The 14,143-nt window shown below is 57.3% G+C and carries 12 protein-coding genes and 1 tRNA gene; 9 read left to right on the top strand and 4 right to left on the bottom strand.

From position 1 onward, the window contains the following. Positions 1–69 precede the first annotated feature (69 nt). The 4 genes from QKE52_RS02385 (at position 70) to QKE52_RS02370 (ending at position 3,660) form a co-directional block, all read left to right on the top strand. Positions 70–1,248 (top strand): alpha/beta fold hydrolase, encoded by a 1,179-nt coding sequence (locus QKE52_RS02385; protein ID WP_049154981.1) that lies wholly within the window; start codon positions 70–72, stop codon positions 1,246–1,248. Positions 1,249–1,255: 7 nt separating this feature from the next. Further along, complete coding sequence (locus tag QKE52_RS02380) at positions 1,256–1,654, top strand: YchJ family metal-binding protein (RefSeq protein ID WP_070681404.1); 399 nt, start codon at positions 1,256–1,258, stop codon at positions 1,652–1,654. A gap of 88 nt (positions 1,655–1,742) precedes the next feature. Beyond that, positions 1,743–1,816, top strand: a tRNA-Pro gene (locus tag QKE52_RS02375). A 236-nt stretch (positions 1,817–2,052) separates the two neighbouring features. Beyond that, positions 2,053–3,660 carry a cation:proton antiporter family protein gene (locus QKE52_RS02370; protein ID WP_158395532.1) on the top strand — a complete coding sequence of 536 codons (1,608 nt, stop codon included), beginning with the start codon at positions 2,053–2,055 and terminating at the stop codon, positions 3,658–3,660. 77 nt (positions 3,661–3,737) lie between these two features. On the opposite strand, the gene QKE52_RS02365 is transcribed toward QKE52_RS02370, so the two are convergent. The 3 genes from QKE52_RS02365 to QKE52_RS02355 form a co-directional block, all read right to left on the bottom strand. Beyond that, positions 3,738–5,240 (bottom strand): hypothetical protein, encoded by a 1,503-nt coding sequence (locus QKE52_RS02365; protein WP_347948013.1) that lies wholly within the window; start codon positions 5,238–5,240, stop codon positions 3,738–3,740. A 367-nt stretch (positions 5,241–5,607) separates the two neighbouring features. Continuing rightward, positions 5,608–6,903, bottom strand: coding sequence for a WHG domain-containing protein (locus tag QKE52_RS02360; protein ID WP_347948011.1), 1,296 nt, complete (start codon positions 6,901–6,903; stop codon positions 5,608–5,610). Positions 6,904–7,267: 364 nt separating this feature from the next. Continuing rightward, positions 7,268–7,474, bottom strand: coding sequence for an antitoxin (locus QKE52_RS02355; protein WP_070510775.1), 207 nt, complete (start codon positions 7,472–7,474; stop codon positions 7,268–7,270). Between the two features lie 663 nt (positions 7,475–8,137). On the opposite strand from QKE52_RS02355, the gene QKE52_RS02350 reads away from it, so the two are divergent. Continuing rightward, on the top strand, positions 8,138–9,256 hold the full coding sequence (locus QKE52_RS02350) for a site-specific DNA-methyltransferase (RefSeq protein WP_232751623.1): 1,119 nt from the start codon (positions 8,138–8,140) through the stop codon (positions 9,254–9,256). 10 nt (positions 9,257–9,266) lie between these two features. On the opposite strand, the gene QKE52_RS02345 is transcribed toward QKE52_RS02350, so the two are convergent. Further along, on the bottom strand, positions 9,267–10,256 hold the full coding sequence (locus QKE52_RS02345; RefSeq protein WP_082254485.1) for an alpha/beta hydrolase-fold protein: 990 nt from the start codon (positions 10,254–10,256) through the stop codon (positions 9,267–9,269). A gap of 109 nt (positions 10,257–10,365) precedes the next feature. Between QKE52_RS02345 and QKE52_RS02340 the strand changes: the two genes are divergently transcribed. The 4 genes from QKE52_RS02340 to QKE52_RS02325 all read left to right on the top strand — a co-directional run bounded on the left by QKE52_RS02340 (position 10,366) and on the right by QKE52_RS02325 (position 14,135). Then, the gene (locus tag QKE52_RS02340; RefSeq protein ID WP_347948009.1) at positions 10,366–11,208 is read left to right on the top strand and encodes a class I SAM-dependent methyltransferase; all 843 of its coding nucleotides are present in this window, start codon (positions 10,366–10,368) and stop codon (positions 11,206–11,208) included. An 87-nt stretch (positions 11,209–11,295) separates the two neighbouring features. Continuing rightward, positions 11,296–12,234, top strand: a complete 939-nt coding sequence (locus tag QKE52_RS02335; RefSeq protein ID WP_347948008.1) for an ABC transporter ATP-binding protein — start codon at positions 11,296–11,298, stop codon at positions 12,232–12,234. Positions 12,235–12,246: 12 nt separating this feature from the next. Then, a complete protein-coding gene (locus QKE52_RS02330) occupies positions 12,247–13,044 on the top strand; it encodes an ABC transporter permease (protein WP_070516231.1) in 798 nt (265 codons plus the stop codon). Next, on the top strand, positions 13,044–14,135 hold the full coding sequence (locus QKE52_RS02325) for a histidine kinase (RefSeq protein WP_347948007.1): 1,092 nt from the start codon (positions 13,044–13,046) through the stop codon (positions 14,133–14,135). The genes QKE52_RS02330 and QKE52_RS02325 overlap by 1 nt, the downstream gene beginning before the upstream one ends. Positions 14,136–14,143 lie beyond the last annotated feature (8 nt).

Below are 14,143 nucleotides of genomic sequence, written 5' to 3'. Positions count from 1 at the left end.
ACAGGTCTTCTATCGACTCTAGTCAACCCCGGTTCGCAAGCGTGCGTTCGCCCTTATATCCTTACGGACATGCAATCCGTGAACGTGTCGCTCCCCTCCAGCACCGGTACCGCGATGGCCGGAACCATCGACTTCCCTGACTCCCCTCCGCAAGCCTTCGCCATCTTCGCGCACTGCTTTGCCGGTTCGCGCCATACCCCCGGCGCCGCTCGTGTGAGCAAGCAGCTGACTAACTTTGGCATCGCTACCCTACGCTTTGATTTTCCTGGCCTAGGCCAATCCGAAGGAAATTTCGCGGACACCTGCTTTAGCCAGAATGTTGCCGATATCCAGGCTGCTGCCGACTGGCTAGCACACAACTATTCCGCACCACAGCTACTCATGGGCCATTCACTGGGCGGGGCTGCCGCTCTGGCCGCGGCCAACAACATTCGCTCCCTCAAGGCCGTGGCCACCATCGGCGCCCCCTTCGATCCTGCACACTCCGTGCTGCACTACGCCGACAAGATCGGCGAGGTCGACGCCAACGGTGAAGTCGAGGTCACCCTTGGCGGCCGGGCGCTGACCATTTCGCGCCTCTTCCTCGAAGACCTCGCTGAGACCAACCCGGAGGACTATCTTCCGCGCCTGCGCAAGCCCCTCATGGTGCTGCACTCCCCCATTGATCAAACGGTGGGCATTGATAACGCGCAAAATATTTTCCGGACCACGCGCTATCCCAAGTCCCTCGTCGCCTTGGATAAGGCCGATCACCTGGTGACTAAGCAGGGCGCGGCAGCCCGTGCCGCCGACCTCATCGGGGCTTGGGCGGAGCAGTTTATTGTTCCGGAGAACATTCCCACCCCAGTTGCTGAGGACTCCGCGCTTGCAATTCCGGCAGTTGGAACCAGGATGGGCGTCGTCGTGCGCCACAATGACCGATCGGTGAGCGCTGACCGCACGAAAAAGAACGGCGGCAAAGGCCAAGGTTTCACCGCGGAAGGCCTTCTTATGTCCGCAGTGGCTACGGCAAGCACTCAGGCCATCAAAGAAGCAGGCAAGGCGCAGAAAATCGACGCGAAGGTGCTCGAAGCGGTATCTGTCAGGGTTAACCAAGAATCCGAATCTCGTTTCACACGTACGGTGACGCTTCCTGGCTTTCTGAGCGCCGATCAACAACGCGCGCTTGCCGACGCCGCCGCTTCCACCACCATCGATTCCCTCCTCGCTGTGGACATCGCCACCACCGTGGCAACCACTGCAGAATAAGCCGCCCATGGTTGTTCTTAACCCACTTGACCCTGCCGCCCGCTGTCCCTGCGGTACCGGCCTAAGCTTCGGCGAGTGCTGCTCGCGCTACCATGCCGGCACACCCGCCCCCTCAGCGGAGACCCTGATGCGCTCGCGTTTCAGCGCTTTCGTCGCCGGCGACGAGGATTATTTGCTGCGTACCTGGGACCCCGAAACCCGCCCCGAGCGCCTCGATCTAGCGGATACTGGGATCCGCTTCTACCGCCTCGACATTATCGACACCGTCGCCGGCGGCCCCTTGGACCAGACCGGCATCGTTGAATTCGAAGCCTTTTACAAGGGGGCCGCGAAGGGCTCGCAGCGAGAGCGCTCCTCTTTCCACCGCCAAAACGGGCAGTGGGTCTATTCCGCCGGAGAGTTTTAGCTGCCGCTAAAACAAAGGTTGAACTGGGATTTGTCGAAGCGAATACCGCTGGTGTAATCTGTAGCAGTTGCACCTAATGGTGCGGCAGCGGACTATGGCGCAGTTTGGTAGCGCACTACACTGGGGGTGTAGGGGTCGCAGGTTCAAATCCTGTTAGTCCGACAAAATTTAGGCTGGTCAGATTTCTTCTGACCAGCCTTTTCTTCTGGGGGTTAAGGCTTAAGCCTTGGGTTACTACGCCCACGGTAAATAGAGGTCGAATAATTCAATTTTTTAGCGCTTATTTACCGTGAACGACATGTATCGCCAAGCAAGGCCACTCCATGTTTCTCACCCTCATGGGGTAGATAGTGTTTCAAACTCTGGCCAAAGCTCGGGTTAGGGCACTATTACAATCCATGGAATTGTTATTGATCTACCTCGCAGTGGTGTTTGGCTGCGGCCTCGTTGCGTGGGCGGTGCGATTGCCGCCTCTCATCGGGTTTCTCGTCGCTGGCTTCGCGCTCAATGCCGGGGGTATCGAGCACGTTGAAGCGTTAGATCTTTTCGCCGACATCGGTGTTACGCTGATGCTTTTTGCAATCGGGTTGCGCCTCGATCTGAGGGCCTTGACCGACAAGGCTGTCTGGCTTACCGCCACCGCGCACGTGCTCGTGATGACCCTCCTCGGCATGGGTTTTATCACGGCTCTCGGCGCACTCGGCGCATTCGGTCCGACCAGTTTTTCGATAGCGGTCAACGTCGCCCTCGTGCTGAGTTTTTCCAGCACCATCGTGGTCGTCAAAATCTTGCAAGACCGCGGCGATGAACAAGCCCTCTACGGCAATATCTGCATCGGCGTCCTCATCATGCAGGACATCATCGCTGTCGTCTTCATGAGCATCCTGCGGGGAGAGCCACCAAGCTTAGCGGCCGTGTTGCTTGTCCTCATCGTCCCGCTGCTAGCGCTGACTACTCGCCGCTGGTACAAGCTCGGGCACGGTGAGCTGGGCGCGCTCTTTGGCATCGTCATGGCGCTGCTGCCTGGTTATGCTCTCTTCGAGTGGGTCGGCCTCTCCGGAAGCCTCGGCGCGCTCATCATGGGCGTGGTGCTCTCCCGCTCCCCTGGCGCAGAACAGCTCAGCCATTCACTGTTTACCCTCAAAGAACTGCTGCTGGTTGGCTTTTTCGTCAACATCGGTTTCCTGGGCCTACCAACGTGGCACAACATCGTCGACGCCGGGTTGCTCCTGCTGCTTTTGCCCATCCAGGGCCTCGCTTACTGGGCAATCCTGTGGATGTTGGGACTGCGCAACCGCACTTCTGTCCTTGCTTCCCTGTTGCTGGCGAACTACTCTGAGTTCGCCCTTATCATTGCCGCTGTGGGAGTACAGGACGGCTGGCTCAACCAACGCTGGCTGCTGTCACTCGTGCTCGCTGTTTCGTTGAGCTTTGTCATCTCGGCAATCCTCAACCCACAAAACGTCTCGCGAGCTACACACCTAGCCAAGCGACTGCCGGCCCGCCCACCGCACAAGATTCACCCGGAGGATCGCCCCATCGAGCTTGGCGACGCCCATGCGCTCGTCCTCGGCGTAGGACGGCTCGGCCTTTCCTGTTACAAGGAGCTCGTCGACGTCTACGGCGCCAAGGTTTTGGGAGTGGAACACGATCCAGCACGAGTTCGCCATCTCCAAGAGAGTGGCTACAACGTCGTGGAGGGCGATGCAACAGATATCGACTTCTGGGAGCGCGTCAAGGACAGCCACCAGATCGATATGATTATGCTCGCCATGCCGGCCCAGCACGCGAACGTAGACGCCGTCAAGGAAATCTACGCTTCCCGCATCAATACCGAAGAATGCACCATCAGCTCGGTGGCCATGTACCGTGAAGACGTCGAGGACCTGCAGGAGCTCGGGCTCAGTGTCGTTGTGCACTTGCAGGACGGTGCCGGCGAATCCCTAGCGGAGCGAACTTTTACGGAGAATCAGCTACGGCACTTGCGCAACGAGGGCGAGCTTTAGAAAACGTCCTCCGCGGCATCCAGCCCGCTCCCTGCTGAGACCGGCTCCTGTGTCCGGACTCAGCGTCCAATGGGAGCTTAGCTGTTAGCACGCCACGGGATCCCCTCCTTGGGCAGGTAGCCCAAGAGGTAGAGGTAATCCATCGCGCCCAGAATAGAAACGACGAGACCGCCACCGAGGATAGCTGCGAGGAATGTGTAGCCAGCCATGGAGGAGGAATCGACGTCCTTTCCGTCTTGACCGTCTTTGCCATCCTTCCCGTCAGCGCCGTCGCGGCCATTTAGACCGTTAAGACCGTCGCGCCCGTCCTGGCCATCGACGCCATCGCGGCCGGGTGCGCCCGGTGCACCGTTGGCACCGTCGCGACCATCCTTGCCGTCGATACCATCCTTACCGTCTTTTCCATCGCGGCCTGGTTCACCGTCCTTACCGTCTTTGCCGTCCTGAGCCTCAGCACCGTCGGTGGTAGAAGTCGAGGGTTCGGTCGTCGTAGGCGTCTCAGACTCCGATTCCTCGGGCTCGGTGGTCTCAGAAGGGCTCGGCGTTACTGAGCTAGACGGCTCAGAAGACTCGGGGGATTCTGAAGGCTCAGTGGTATTAGACGTCGAAGGAGAAGCGGGCTCGTCGTTGCTTACTTTCTTGCCGTTCAGCATATCCGCACACTTCTGACCAGCTGGTGCATTGATTTCTGCGAGCGCGGAGGCAGAAGCCGAAATATCTGAGAGAGTAGACTCAATTTCCTTTCGCTGGGTCTTGCTCAACTTCAAATCCTTGGCTGCGCTGGCGCCTGGGAAGAGACCTGCGATGGTGACAGCGGCATTGAAGATCTTCAGAACGGTGGCCACACCATTGCCAAAAGCACCATCAGCAAATTTGATGAGACCAGAAACGGTCTTCTTAGCGGCATCTGGATTCTTTAGATCCACCTCTGCATCAGCGTTATCAATCTTGGCGATGGCCATACCTTGCGCGCGTGCGAGATCCCAGGTGACGTCCTTGTCTGCCTCCCCATCACGAACAAGTTTGGCAATTCCCTCCCAAGAGCTTGCGCCAATCTTCTTGATGAAGTCAGAAGGCACAAGTTCACCGACGACTGGGATTACTTCCCACACGGTCTGGAGCAGCTTGTTTCCACCGTCGTAGAAAGCCCGTGCAAGGTCCAGCTTGCGCTCGAGAATCTCGCCTTCTTTGCCTGGGACATCGGTGATCTCACACACCAATTTGCCGTTCTTCTCCACGACCTTGATAGTGGCGTCAGCCGTCGATGCCTCGGCGGTTTTCAGCTCATCAAGTGTCGTTGGCTTGCCGTTTTCCGCGCCGTAGAAGCCAAAGTCGTTGCCCCGGGATTCACGGTCCAACTCCTCAATGATGTTGTCGCCAGCGTTGTTTGAATCAATCAGGTTGCCGTCTTCGTCGAAGGCGGTGCCATTGACGTCGACAGTGTCAGCGCCGGACTGTTCGTGGACAAAAGACGTATCGCTCGGCTCCTCAACGGCGAAGGTCTGCGGGGCGACAATAACGAAAGAAAAGGTTGCTACGGCCACTGCGGTGGCAACGATGCGAGAGTGTAGGGAACGCATGCGAAGTCTTTCTTGCAAGTTGATGAGCACACACTTAACACAGTGAGCTAAGTGCTTAAGGTTCGGACGTGGTCACCATACAACCGTCGAAATATATTTTCTACATTTGAGTAACTATTCGTTACCCCCGTTTGGAAACCCCCAGTTCAGCATCAGTGCAGTTCACAGCGTCAACATCATTGACAATACGATTATCTTACCCCCATCACCAACGGGCAACGTGCGGATAGACGCCGAGTTTAGCCGCCGACACACCGGCCCTCCCCAAGTGCCAATAGAACGAACTACCCGCTTTCACATTAAGAAAGCGGGTAGAGAAACGGCGACGATGACGCGCCAAGAGGCAATTCTCAGTTACGTTGCTGCATTAGTCAGTCGTGCCACTAAGACTGCGCATGATGCCACCAAATTCAATGTCCATATAGTGGGTGAGAATCTCGAAAATATAGTCAGAATCAAACCCACGCAAGGGACCCTTGGCACTCAGCATGGCTAGACCATGAGCGCCCGCCCACACGGAAATTACCAAGGTGAAAAGAACCCACGGAGTGCGCGGCCCGTCAACTTCATCGATTGCCTCACGCATGAGAGACATAATGAAGCCAAAAGCCCGTCCAAATTCGCTAAAGTCACGTTGGAGCTCAACCGCTTTGTTCGCGTTCGGCAAAAAGTCGTCCTCGAAGGACATGGGAACAATCGGCCCGGACGCGATCTTGATGAGAGCTTCAAAGCCCTTCGGATCAGCCAGCGCATGCGAGACGTAGCCGTACCCGGTGGCCTTAATCTTGGACATTACTTTAGCGTCTTCCGGAAGCGCAGCTACCTGCCGGAAAATGAACTCATAGTTGACCTTGTCCAAATACCGCTCAAGGAAGCTGGCCAGCTCTTGATCGCTTTCAATCAGATGCTCAGCTTCCTGCACACTAAGGCCCGCCCGCTTCGCAGCACCACCGATATGAAGACCGGTAACGCCGTGGTCAAGCGCCTCCTCAATAGCACCACGCAGCAACGCCGTACGCTGTTCATCCTCGGTTCCCCGTGGGTAATCCTTGGCCTTTGCTACCAACGCTTCCGGCTGCTCTCCCACCAAGCCATAAGGAATAGTGCGCTCGACGCGCTCTCCCCTAAAGAATGGGTAGAGGCCGACGCTCAGGGTGTCCATAACAGCGCCGAATGTCTGTTTTTTCGCTGCCGGCGACAGGTAACGCAGGATTCCTTCAGCTGCCAGTTGCGTCACGCCGTGTAGGTGGGAAAAAATCGACAGCGCCGACAACAAAGTCCCATCAACATCGGGATCCACTCCGCCAGATTCCTTGATAGCCTCCTCGGTCAACTCAAAAAGAATCTGCATGATAGGACATTTTTCGACATCCCCATCAGGATTAACAAAGTCCTCTGCGGTAACGCCTACCCGAGGAGTAGCGTGAACCGCAGAAAATGCCGCAAAGGCAGAAGGATCCTCCACTGCGAAGGAGAAATACGCCAGCGCCGTGGCGCGAAGCTTATCCACGGCCGTCGCATTCTCAGGCAAACGCTGGAGATGCAGATCAACGAGTGAGGTAAGCGCCTCGTTCAGGGTGCGCTTGGTTTCCTTTACAAGCTCAGCTTCAGAGGCAAAGAGCTCTTGGGCTTCCGCTAGCGGAACATCCACTTGATCGGCCACCTCCCGGAGGCGCACCTCATCAATGCCCGCTTTGGCAATAACACGGCCGGCCTGCTCAATAAGGAGCTGGCGCGAGGGTTGGTTACCTTGTTCCACACCTACTGAAGTAATCACAGAATTCAGCTTACCTAGGAAACAATCACTTTTAGGCCCATAAACAAAGGATAGGAATATGCACAGGTTTTCTTAAGCTTTCGCCCGCACTGTAAGACAATCCACCCCGTCACCCCAAATTCAAAGTATACGTTGCTGTAAAACTTATACAGTCCCGCCCGCTATGCGGACGGGACCCCTGAGCGTTCAGGCTACGTGTCGCACAATGCCGGAACCTTGATGTGGCTCGGAACCAAGCGCGACAATCGCTTTACTTCTGCTCATCCCCCTGAGGAGCCTCAGCGCCCTGGTTGCCAATGCGCTCATCGAGCTGGTCGCGAGCGGAGTCAATCTTATCCGCCTTATCCTCGCCCAGCTTGCCCTTAGCAAGATCTGCACCCTTATCCAGTGCGCTATCCGAAATCTGCTCGCCCTTATCGGAGTTCAGAGCATCCTTTGCCTTGTCAAAAATACCCATTACTTTGTTCCTTCCTTAAGTAAATGCTGTCCTAACAGTGGTGACCCTCACGGCCCGAGTGTGCCGGATACTGCGCAATGCCAGCGACAGTGGGAGGCGTTAGCCGACTCCCCGAGCGACAAGCACGCGCACCATGGTCGGCACATTCAAGCTGAGCGCCATCACGTCACCCCACCGTACCGACTCGCCGTGCTCTTCGCCACAAACGTTATAAATCGTTATACATCTAGAGCACGAGTTAAAGGAAGACTTTCACACACTGAGAGTTCTCAGAATCGCTCTTAAAGTCTACCCCCTCCGGTTACCCCTTTTCGTTCAACAACTTGGTGCGTGCCGCCACTCTCTCATTTGTGAACCCTTGTACTCTGGGACACAATTCACATGTGCTCATTCTTGCCGCGTCGCGCGGCACGTACTGCACAACGTCATTGACCGCTCACTTACCTTTAAAGATCGAAGTCGAAACCTCGGCGCACCACAATGCCTTCCTTTCATTCTCATTCCGCACACCAATCCGCTGCCCGGCACTCTGAAGAGCTGTCTTCCTCTGAGCTACACATTCCTTCAGTCCCACAAGGCGGATCAGTTTTTGGCCTTGTGTGGCCGGGTAAGGAACAGGCTGCGGCGCAGGCCACGAAGAAGGCCACTCGAACAAGAACACTGATGAGCGGTCCTCATTCGGCCCCCAACAGCGTGACGGTGGCAGATAATCTCGACGCCTTAAAGGATTTCATTGCACAGGGGATGAGAGCGGACATCATCTACATTGATCCGCCCTATAACACCGGCAAGGATTTTGTCTACCGCGATAATTTCCGTCAACGCCGAGAGATGCGCTCAGAGCACTTTGGACAGTGGCATGCCGAGTGGCTTTCTATGATGTTGCCACGCTTGATCCTGGCTCGTGAGGTGCTCGCCGATACCGGCTTCATCATCGTGTCCATCGGTGAGTCAGAAAGCGCTCACCTGCGCCTACTACTCAACGAGGTTTTCGGTGAGGACTGCTTCGCCGGGCAATTCATTTGGAAGAAGGGCGGGACCGGGAAGAATGATTCCAAATATGCGGTTCTCGAGCACGAGTACATCCTTTGCTATGCCAAGTCACCTTCAAATGCCGGATTCAACCTGGACTTGGAAGCGCACACTTCAACCCGCTATAACCACAGCGATGAGAAAGGGAATTATTCACTCGTGCGGTTGGATTCTAAGACCTTGGGATACTTACCAAGCCTCGACTTTCCCATCGTTGGCCCCAATGGCCACGAATATTGGCCGCACCAGCCGGAGGGCAAGTCGGGCGTCGCGCGGTGGCGTTGGGGTAAAGACAAGGTCGCTGAGCATTATGAGGAGCTGGTCTTTCGACGCGGCTTTGTCTACACCAAGAACTACGAAAAGAAGGGTGCGCGTCCCCGTTCCATTCTCGATGGAGAGCGTTTTGGGGTAACCCGAACAGGCCGTCGTGACGCCGAAGAAGCACTTGGTGTCACGGGAGTCTTCGACTTCCCCAAACCTGTGCGCCTCATCAAGCATCTACTGTCCATCACCGGCGGCACGGACGCGGTAGTCCTTGATTTCTTTGCAGGCTCAGGAACCACTGCCCAAGCCGTCGTTGAGCTCAACCGCGAGGATAACGGTCAACGCTCATTCCACTTGGTCCAAATACCCCACCCCACCGAGCCGTCTAGTGCCGCGCGCCACGCGGGTTTTGAAACGGTCGCGGATATCTGTCTAGCGCGGGTTCGCTCCCTCGATACTCCTTGTGCGCATTTCACCTTGAGGTGATAGCCCGGCTCTAGGCCACATTATGCTCTTCTGTGCCTTCGGGCCTGCCAGGGATTCCGAAGAAATCTAGCACCGCATCGGTGGCGAAGCCTTCGCCCACCTCAATTTTCGTGGAGTTGTTACCACCCGGCCACACGTGAGATCCCCCCTCAATGCGGATGTGCTGAAGCGGAGCCTGGCACCCAGTCCACGTCTCTCTGGTCGCACCGTTTGTGAGGCGCACCGACTCGACGTCGCCGCGGCACTTGTTGCGTTTCTGATGCTGCCCGAGCACCTCTGCAACGGAAGAATAAGCCGTGCCATGACGCACACCGCCTTCATAGTTGACCACGGGATCCTTAGTTCCGTGAATGTCCAAACGGCCTACCGGACGATCAGAGCAATCCGTATGGATTCCTTCGTAGTATGCAGCTGACACGGTAGCTACTGAACGAAAAGTCCCTGGCATCCGGCACGCCAAGAAGGCCGCAAACCCTCCGCCATTAGACAATCCAGCCGCGAAAATGGCATTGTCGTCCACCTCATAAGTGGCCCGCAGGCTATCCACGATTGTGCGCACAAAGTCGAGGTCTTCTTCCGCGCTCGTCACTGCGTAAGGTGCTGGGGCCCACGCCGCCTTCTCCCCAGCAGGGTAAGCCACGATGGCATCAGCAGCATCAAACTGGCTGTACTTCTCCATATTCTCAGGCGAATCCGTATACCCGTGGAAAGAAAGCAGCACCGGCCACGCGCGCTCCGGGGTGTAATTCTCAGGCACGTGAAGTAGGAAGCTGCGCCCAGAGGCTAGCTTCATCTTCTTTGTGTGCCCCGGCTCAGGGCCGACGAGCATGGGCGCTACCGGGATACCGAGATCATTTGTCCATGCTGCTTCAGGTGTCGGGGATGTCGGGGCTTCCTGGGATGTTCCACACGACGCCAACGCTAGCGCGCAGACAGCGCTGGCCGCTAGACCGACGAGCGTATGCACTGGGCGCGGCCATGCTGTAGACGTTTTACCCATTGTTCCCCCTCAACACTCTCACTTCTGCGCGCCAATAAATCCTCGTCCACCTTAAAACATCGCACCGACATCTACGAACCCGCAGCGCCACGGTAAATTTGAGAGCATCATGTGCTCTTCGCCTTCCGAACCATCTGTTTCCTCCAGCGCCTCTCCCGCTCACCCTCTGCCCGAGCACTACCCCAGCTACCGTCGGGCTTCGGGGAAGGAGGCGCCCAGCTTCGGCACTGCCCAACGACGCAGGCATTCCGCGCAAGCTTTTAGCGAAGGCGCGGAGACCTACCATGACGTGCGCCCTGGTTACCCACGCGAAGTGTCGCAGCTCATCGCTTCTGCGCACACAGTTCTCGATGTTGGTGCAGGAACCGGCAAGCTCACTGAATCCCTGACCAATTCCGTCGTCTATGCCAGCGATCCATCCCCCGACATGACGCGTGTCCTGCGCCGGCTCGGAGTGCCGTGCTGGCGCGCCACCGCCGAGAACACAGCGCTCGCCAGCTCCTCCCTTGATGCCCTCACCTGCGCGCAAACCTGGCATTGGGTCGACGTCGGCCAGGCATGTGCAGAATTCGACCGAATCCTTCGGCCGGGTGGCAAGGTCCTTTTGGTATGGAACACCCTTGACGTCAATGCAGACCCGTGGATCCTGCGTCTTTCCCGCATCATGCACTCCGGTGATGTCCACCGTCCCGGCTTTTACCCATCCTTTACCGCGCCGTGGACACTGCGTGAGGAGCTGCGCCTTACGTGGGAACACGAGCTCGCCCCTGAGGACCTGCATGAGCTAATGCATACTCGCTCGTATTGGCTTCGCAATGGGGAAAGAATCCACGAGCGCATGACCTACAACCTCAACTGGTACCTCTATGAGCACATGGGTTTTAAGCCCGGCCAGGTCCTGCGTATTCCGTACCGAACTGATGCTTTCGTGCTGGCGCGCTCAAGTGAGTAGCCACCTCCGTCAACCATGACAACTGTCATCCCGGATTCGTGACACCCTGTCTACGCTGCGAAAACCTTCCCGCCATAGCGTGAAGGTATGAGCACGACACGTACCACCCCACCAGCAATCGACGTCACCGGTGTAAGCAAGACCTTCAACGCCTCCTCCCGCAATCCTGTGCGCGCGCTTCACGACGTCTCTTTTAGCATTCAGCAAGGTGAAATCGTCGGCCTCTTAGGCACCAATGGCGCCGGCAAGACCACGCTGCTTGACCTCATCCTGGGACTGACCACCCCAACCTCAGGGTCTATTAGTGTGCTTGGCGCCTCTCCACCTCATGCCTCTAAAAGTGGGCGTATCGGTGCCGTCATGCAAACTGGCGGCTTATTACCGGAGATAACCGTGAAGGAAACCCTTGAGCTTCTCGGTGCCGCGTTTCCCGTCCACCGCCCCTATAAGGAGATCATCGAGCGCGCCAACTTGGGCTCTATCCTCTCGCGTCGGGTGGGCAAGTGCTCTGGCGGCGAGCAACAACGTCTGCGCTTCGGGCTGGCCTTGTTGGGAGATCCGGAAGTGCTGCTTCTCGACGAACCAACCGCAGGCATGGACGCCGGCGCCCGCCGTCATTTTTGGGAGGCCATGCACGAGGAGGCAAGCGCTGGGCGAACGATTCTTCTCACCACTCACTATCTCGAAGAGGCCGATACGTTTGCCCAACGCATCATCATGCTCAACAGGGGCGAGATTCAAGCTGATGGATCTACCGAGGAGATCCGCAATGCAAACGCCACCCGTACCATCCGTGCCAGCTTCCCCAACGGCATCCCGGACAACCTCGAGACCGAGTCTTTCCCAGGAGTGCTGTATCAAGAGCACACAGACACCGGTCTGTCCATCACGACCCGAGACTCTGATGCACTTGCTCGCTACTTACTCACCGAAACCACGGCCCGGGACATCACAATTTCTGGCCATAGCCTCGAAGACTCCTTTATGGAGCTCTCTAACGCTTCCCCCGACACGACTACCCCATAAGGAGACCCCACGATGAGCATCAACAATGCCGTAACTCCCACGCTCGGGACAACCCTCAACTACGCGGCCCACGACCTTAAACGTCTGCGCCGAGACCTGCCCACGCTCTTTTTCAGCATCGGCCTGCCAATCATTTTCTATATCCTCTTTGGCGCGATGCAAGAGTACGGCGACATCGAATTCAACGGTGGGAATGTCGCCGCACTGGTCATGATCGGCATGGCGCTCTATGCAGGAGCCACTGGCGCTGTGGGTGCAGCCGGATCTATGGTCGCAGAGAATCGCGCGGGTTGGGGCCGCCAACTAGCGTTGACTCCCCTTCGGTCTTCCCAGCTAGCCGTTGCCAACTTTCTCAACATCTCGGTTCGTGCCATCCTGCCCATTGCCGCTGTCTTCATTACCGGTGGGCTGACAAAGGCGTCCATGCAGCCGGACCAGTGGACGCTAGCTTTTCTCATAACTGTTGTCTGCGCCATTCCCTTCGGCTTCTACGGCATGGCCTGCGCTATGCTCATTCCCTCGGAAAACACCGTCTCCGTAGCGACCTCGACCATCGTCATACTTGCGTTTGCCGGGAACGTATTCATGCCGCTGAAGGAATCGCTGTTGGAGGTAGGTCGCTTCACCCCAATGTATGGCGCGCAAGCGCTTGCCCGTTGGCCTCTTTCTGAAGGCTCCCAGATGATCAATGGCGAACGCCTCTTCATTGAGGACCCGATCTGGTACGCATACGTTAATATCGCTGTATGGACGGTGGTGTTCGTCGGGCTATGCCTGCTTTTGCACAAGCGCGACAAGGAGCGAGCATGATGCGGAACTTCAGACCGCGTGACGCTGCTTTCGCCGCTGTCTGGCTCATCTTTCTCCTACCGGTGCTGCTGCAGATCCTCCTCCAGCCCAGCTATTCCACCGCCCAGCGAACCTGGGCGGTTATTATCACCGCGGTGTTTTGTGCTGCTTACCTTGTCTCTTTCGGTACGGTGCACGACTATCCACGTGGGTGGTCCCATAACCATCGAGTAGCTATCCGGTGGGTTATTCTCGCGCTGATCGCGCTTGCCGCCGTCCCTTCTCACGGCGCCTGGATTGTGGTCTTCGTGCCCTACCTCGGGGCCTTGGTAGCCTTCACTTTGCCTCTCAAAATCGCAGCCGTGATCATCACGGTCACTGGAATCCTAGCTAGTATCCCTGTCTGGTTGTTCGATCGCCCGCGCTTCGTTGACCTCGCAATCATTCTCTTCGGGTGGCCCCTCCTTATTTTGGCGCTCGGTGCCCTCTCCCAGCGCGAAGACACCGAAACAGCGTTGCGCCACGACCTGGATCTGGCCCAGCAACGAGAAGACATTGCCTCAGATATTCACGATCTCCTCGGCCATACCCTCACGGCTATCAACCTCAAGGCCGAAGTGGCCCGCCGGCTCATCGACCGCGACCCTACCAAGGCCGCTGCCGAGCTCGAGGAGATTAGTTCGCTGTCTCGGTTATCCCTTGCCGAGGTCCGCTCCACTGTTACTCGCATGAAGAACCCCACCTTTGCTGGCGAAATTCAAGCCGCGCGGCGCATTCTGGAAACCGCCGGAATCCAAGCTCACCTTCCAGAGACTCTCACCCAGCCACGGGCTCATGAAGATCTGTTCTCGTGGGCACTGCGCGAGCTCACCACCAACGTTGTACGTCATTCGGGTGCCACGCAGTGCTGGGTGATTCTCACTGAGGATTCCCTCCAGGTCACGGACAACGGCAACGGCTTCACGGAGGATGCCACGCAGGCGCTTGCCGACGGCCTCACGGGTCTCGCCGGCCTTCGCCACCGTGCAGAAGCTGTCGGTGGCGAGGTCATTACTCAGCGTGCCGAAGGTGTGACCACGGTCCTCCTCGCCTTGGACGGCCACCGGACCTGATTCAACAG

The organism is Corynebacterium sp. c25Ua_47, from assembly GCF_039907205.1.
Lineage (GTDB): Bacteria > Actinomycetota > Actinomycetes > Mycobacteriales > Mycobacteriaceae > Corynebacterium > Corynebacterium hiratae.
The sequence above is the reverse complement of the archived record's forward strand: the minus strand, read 5'-3'. Positions and strand labels throughout refer to the sequence as shown.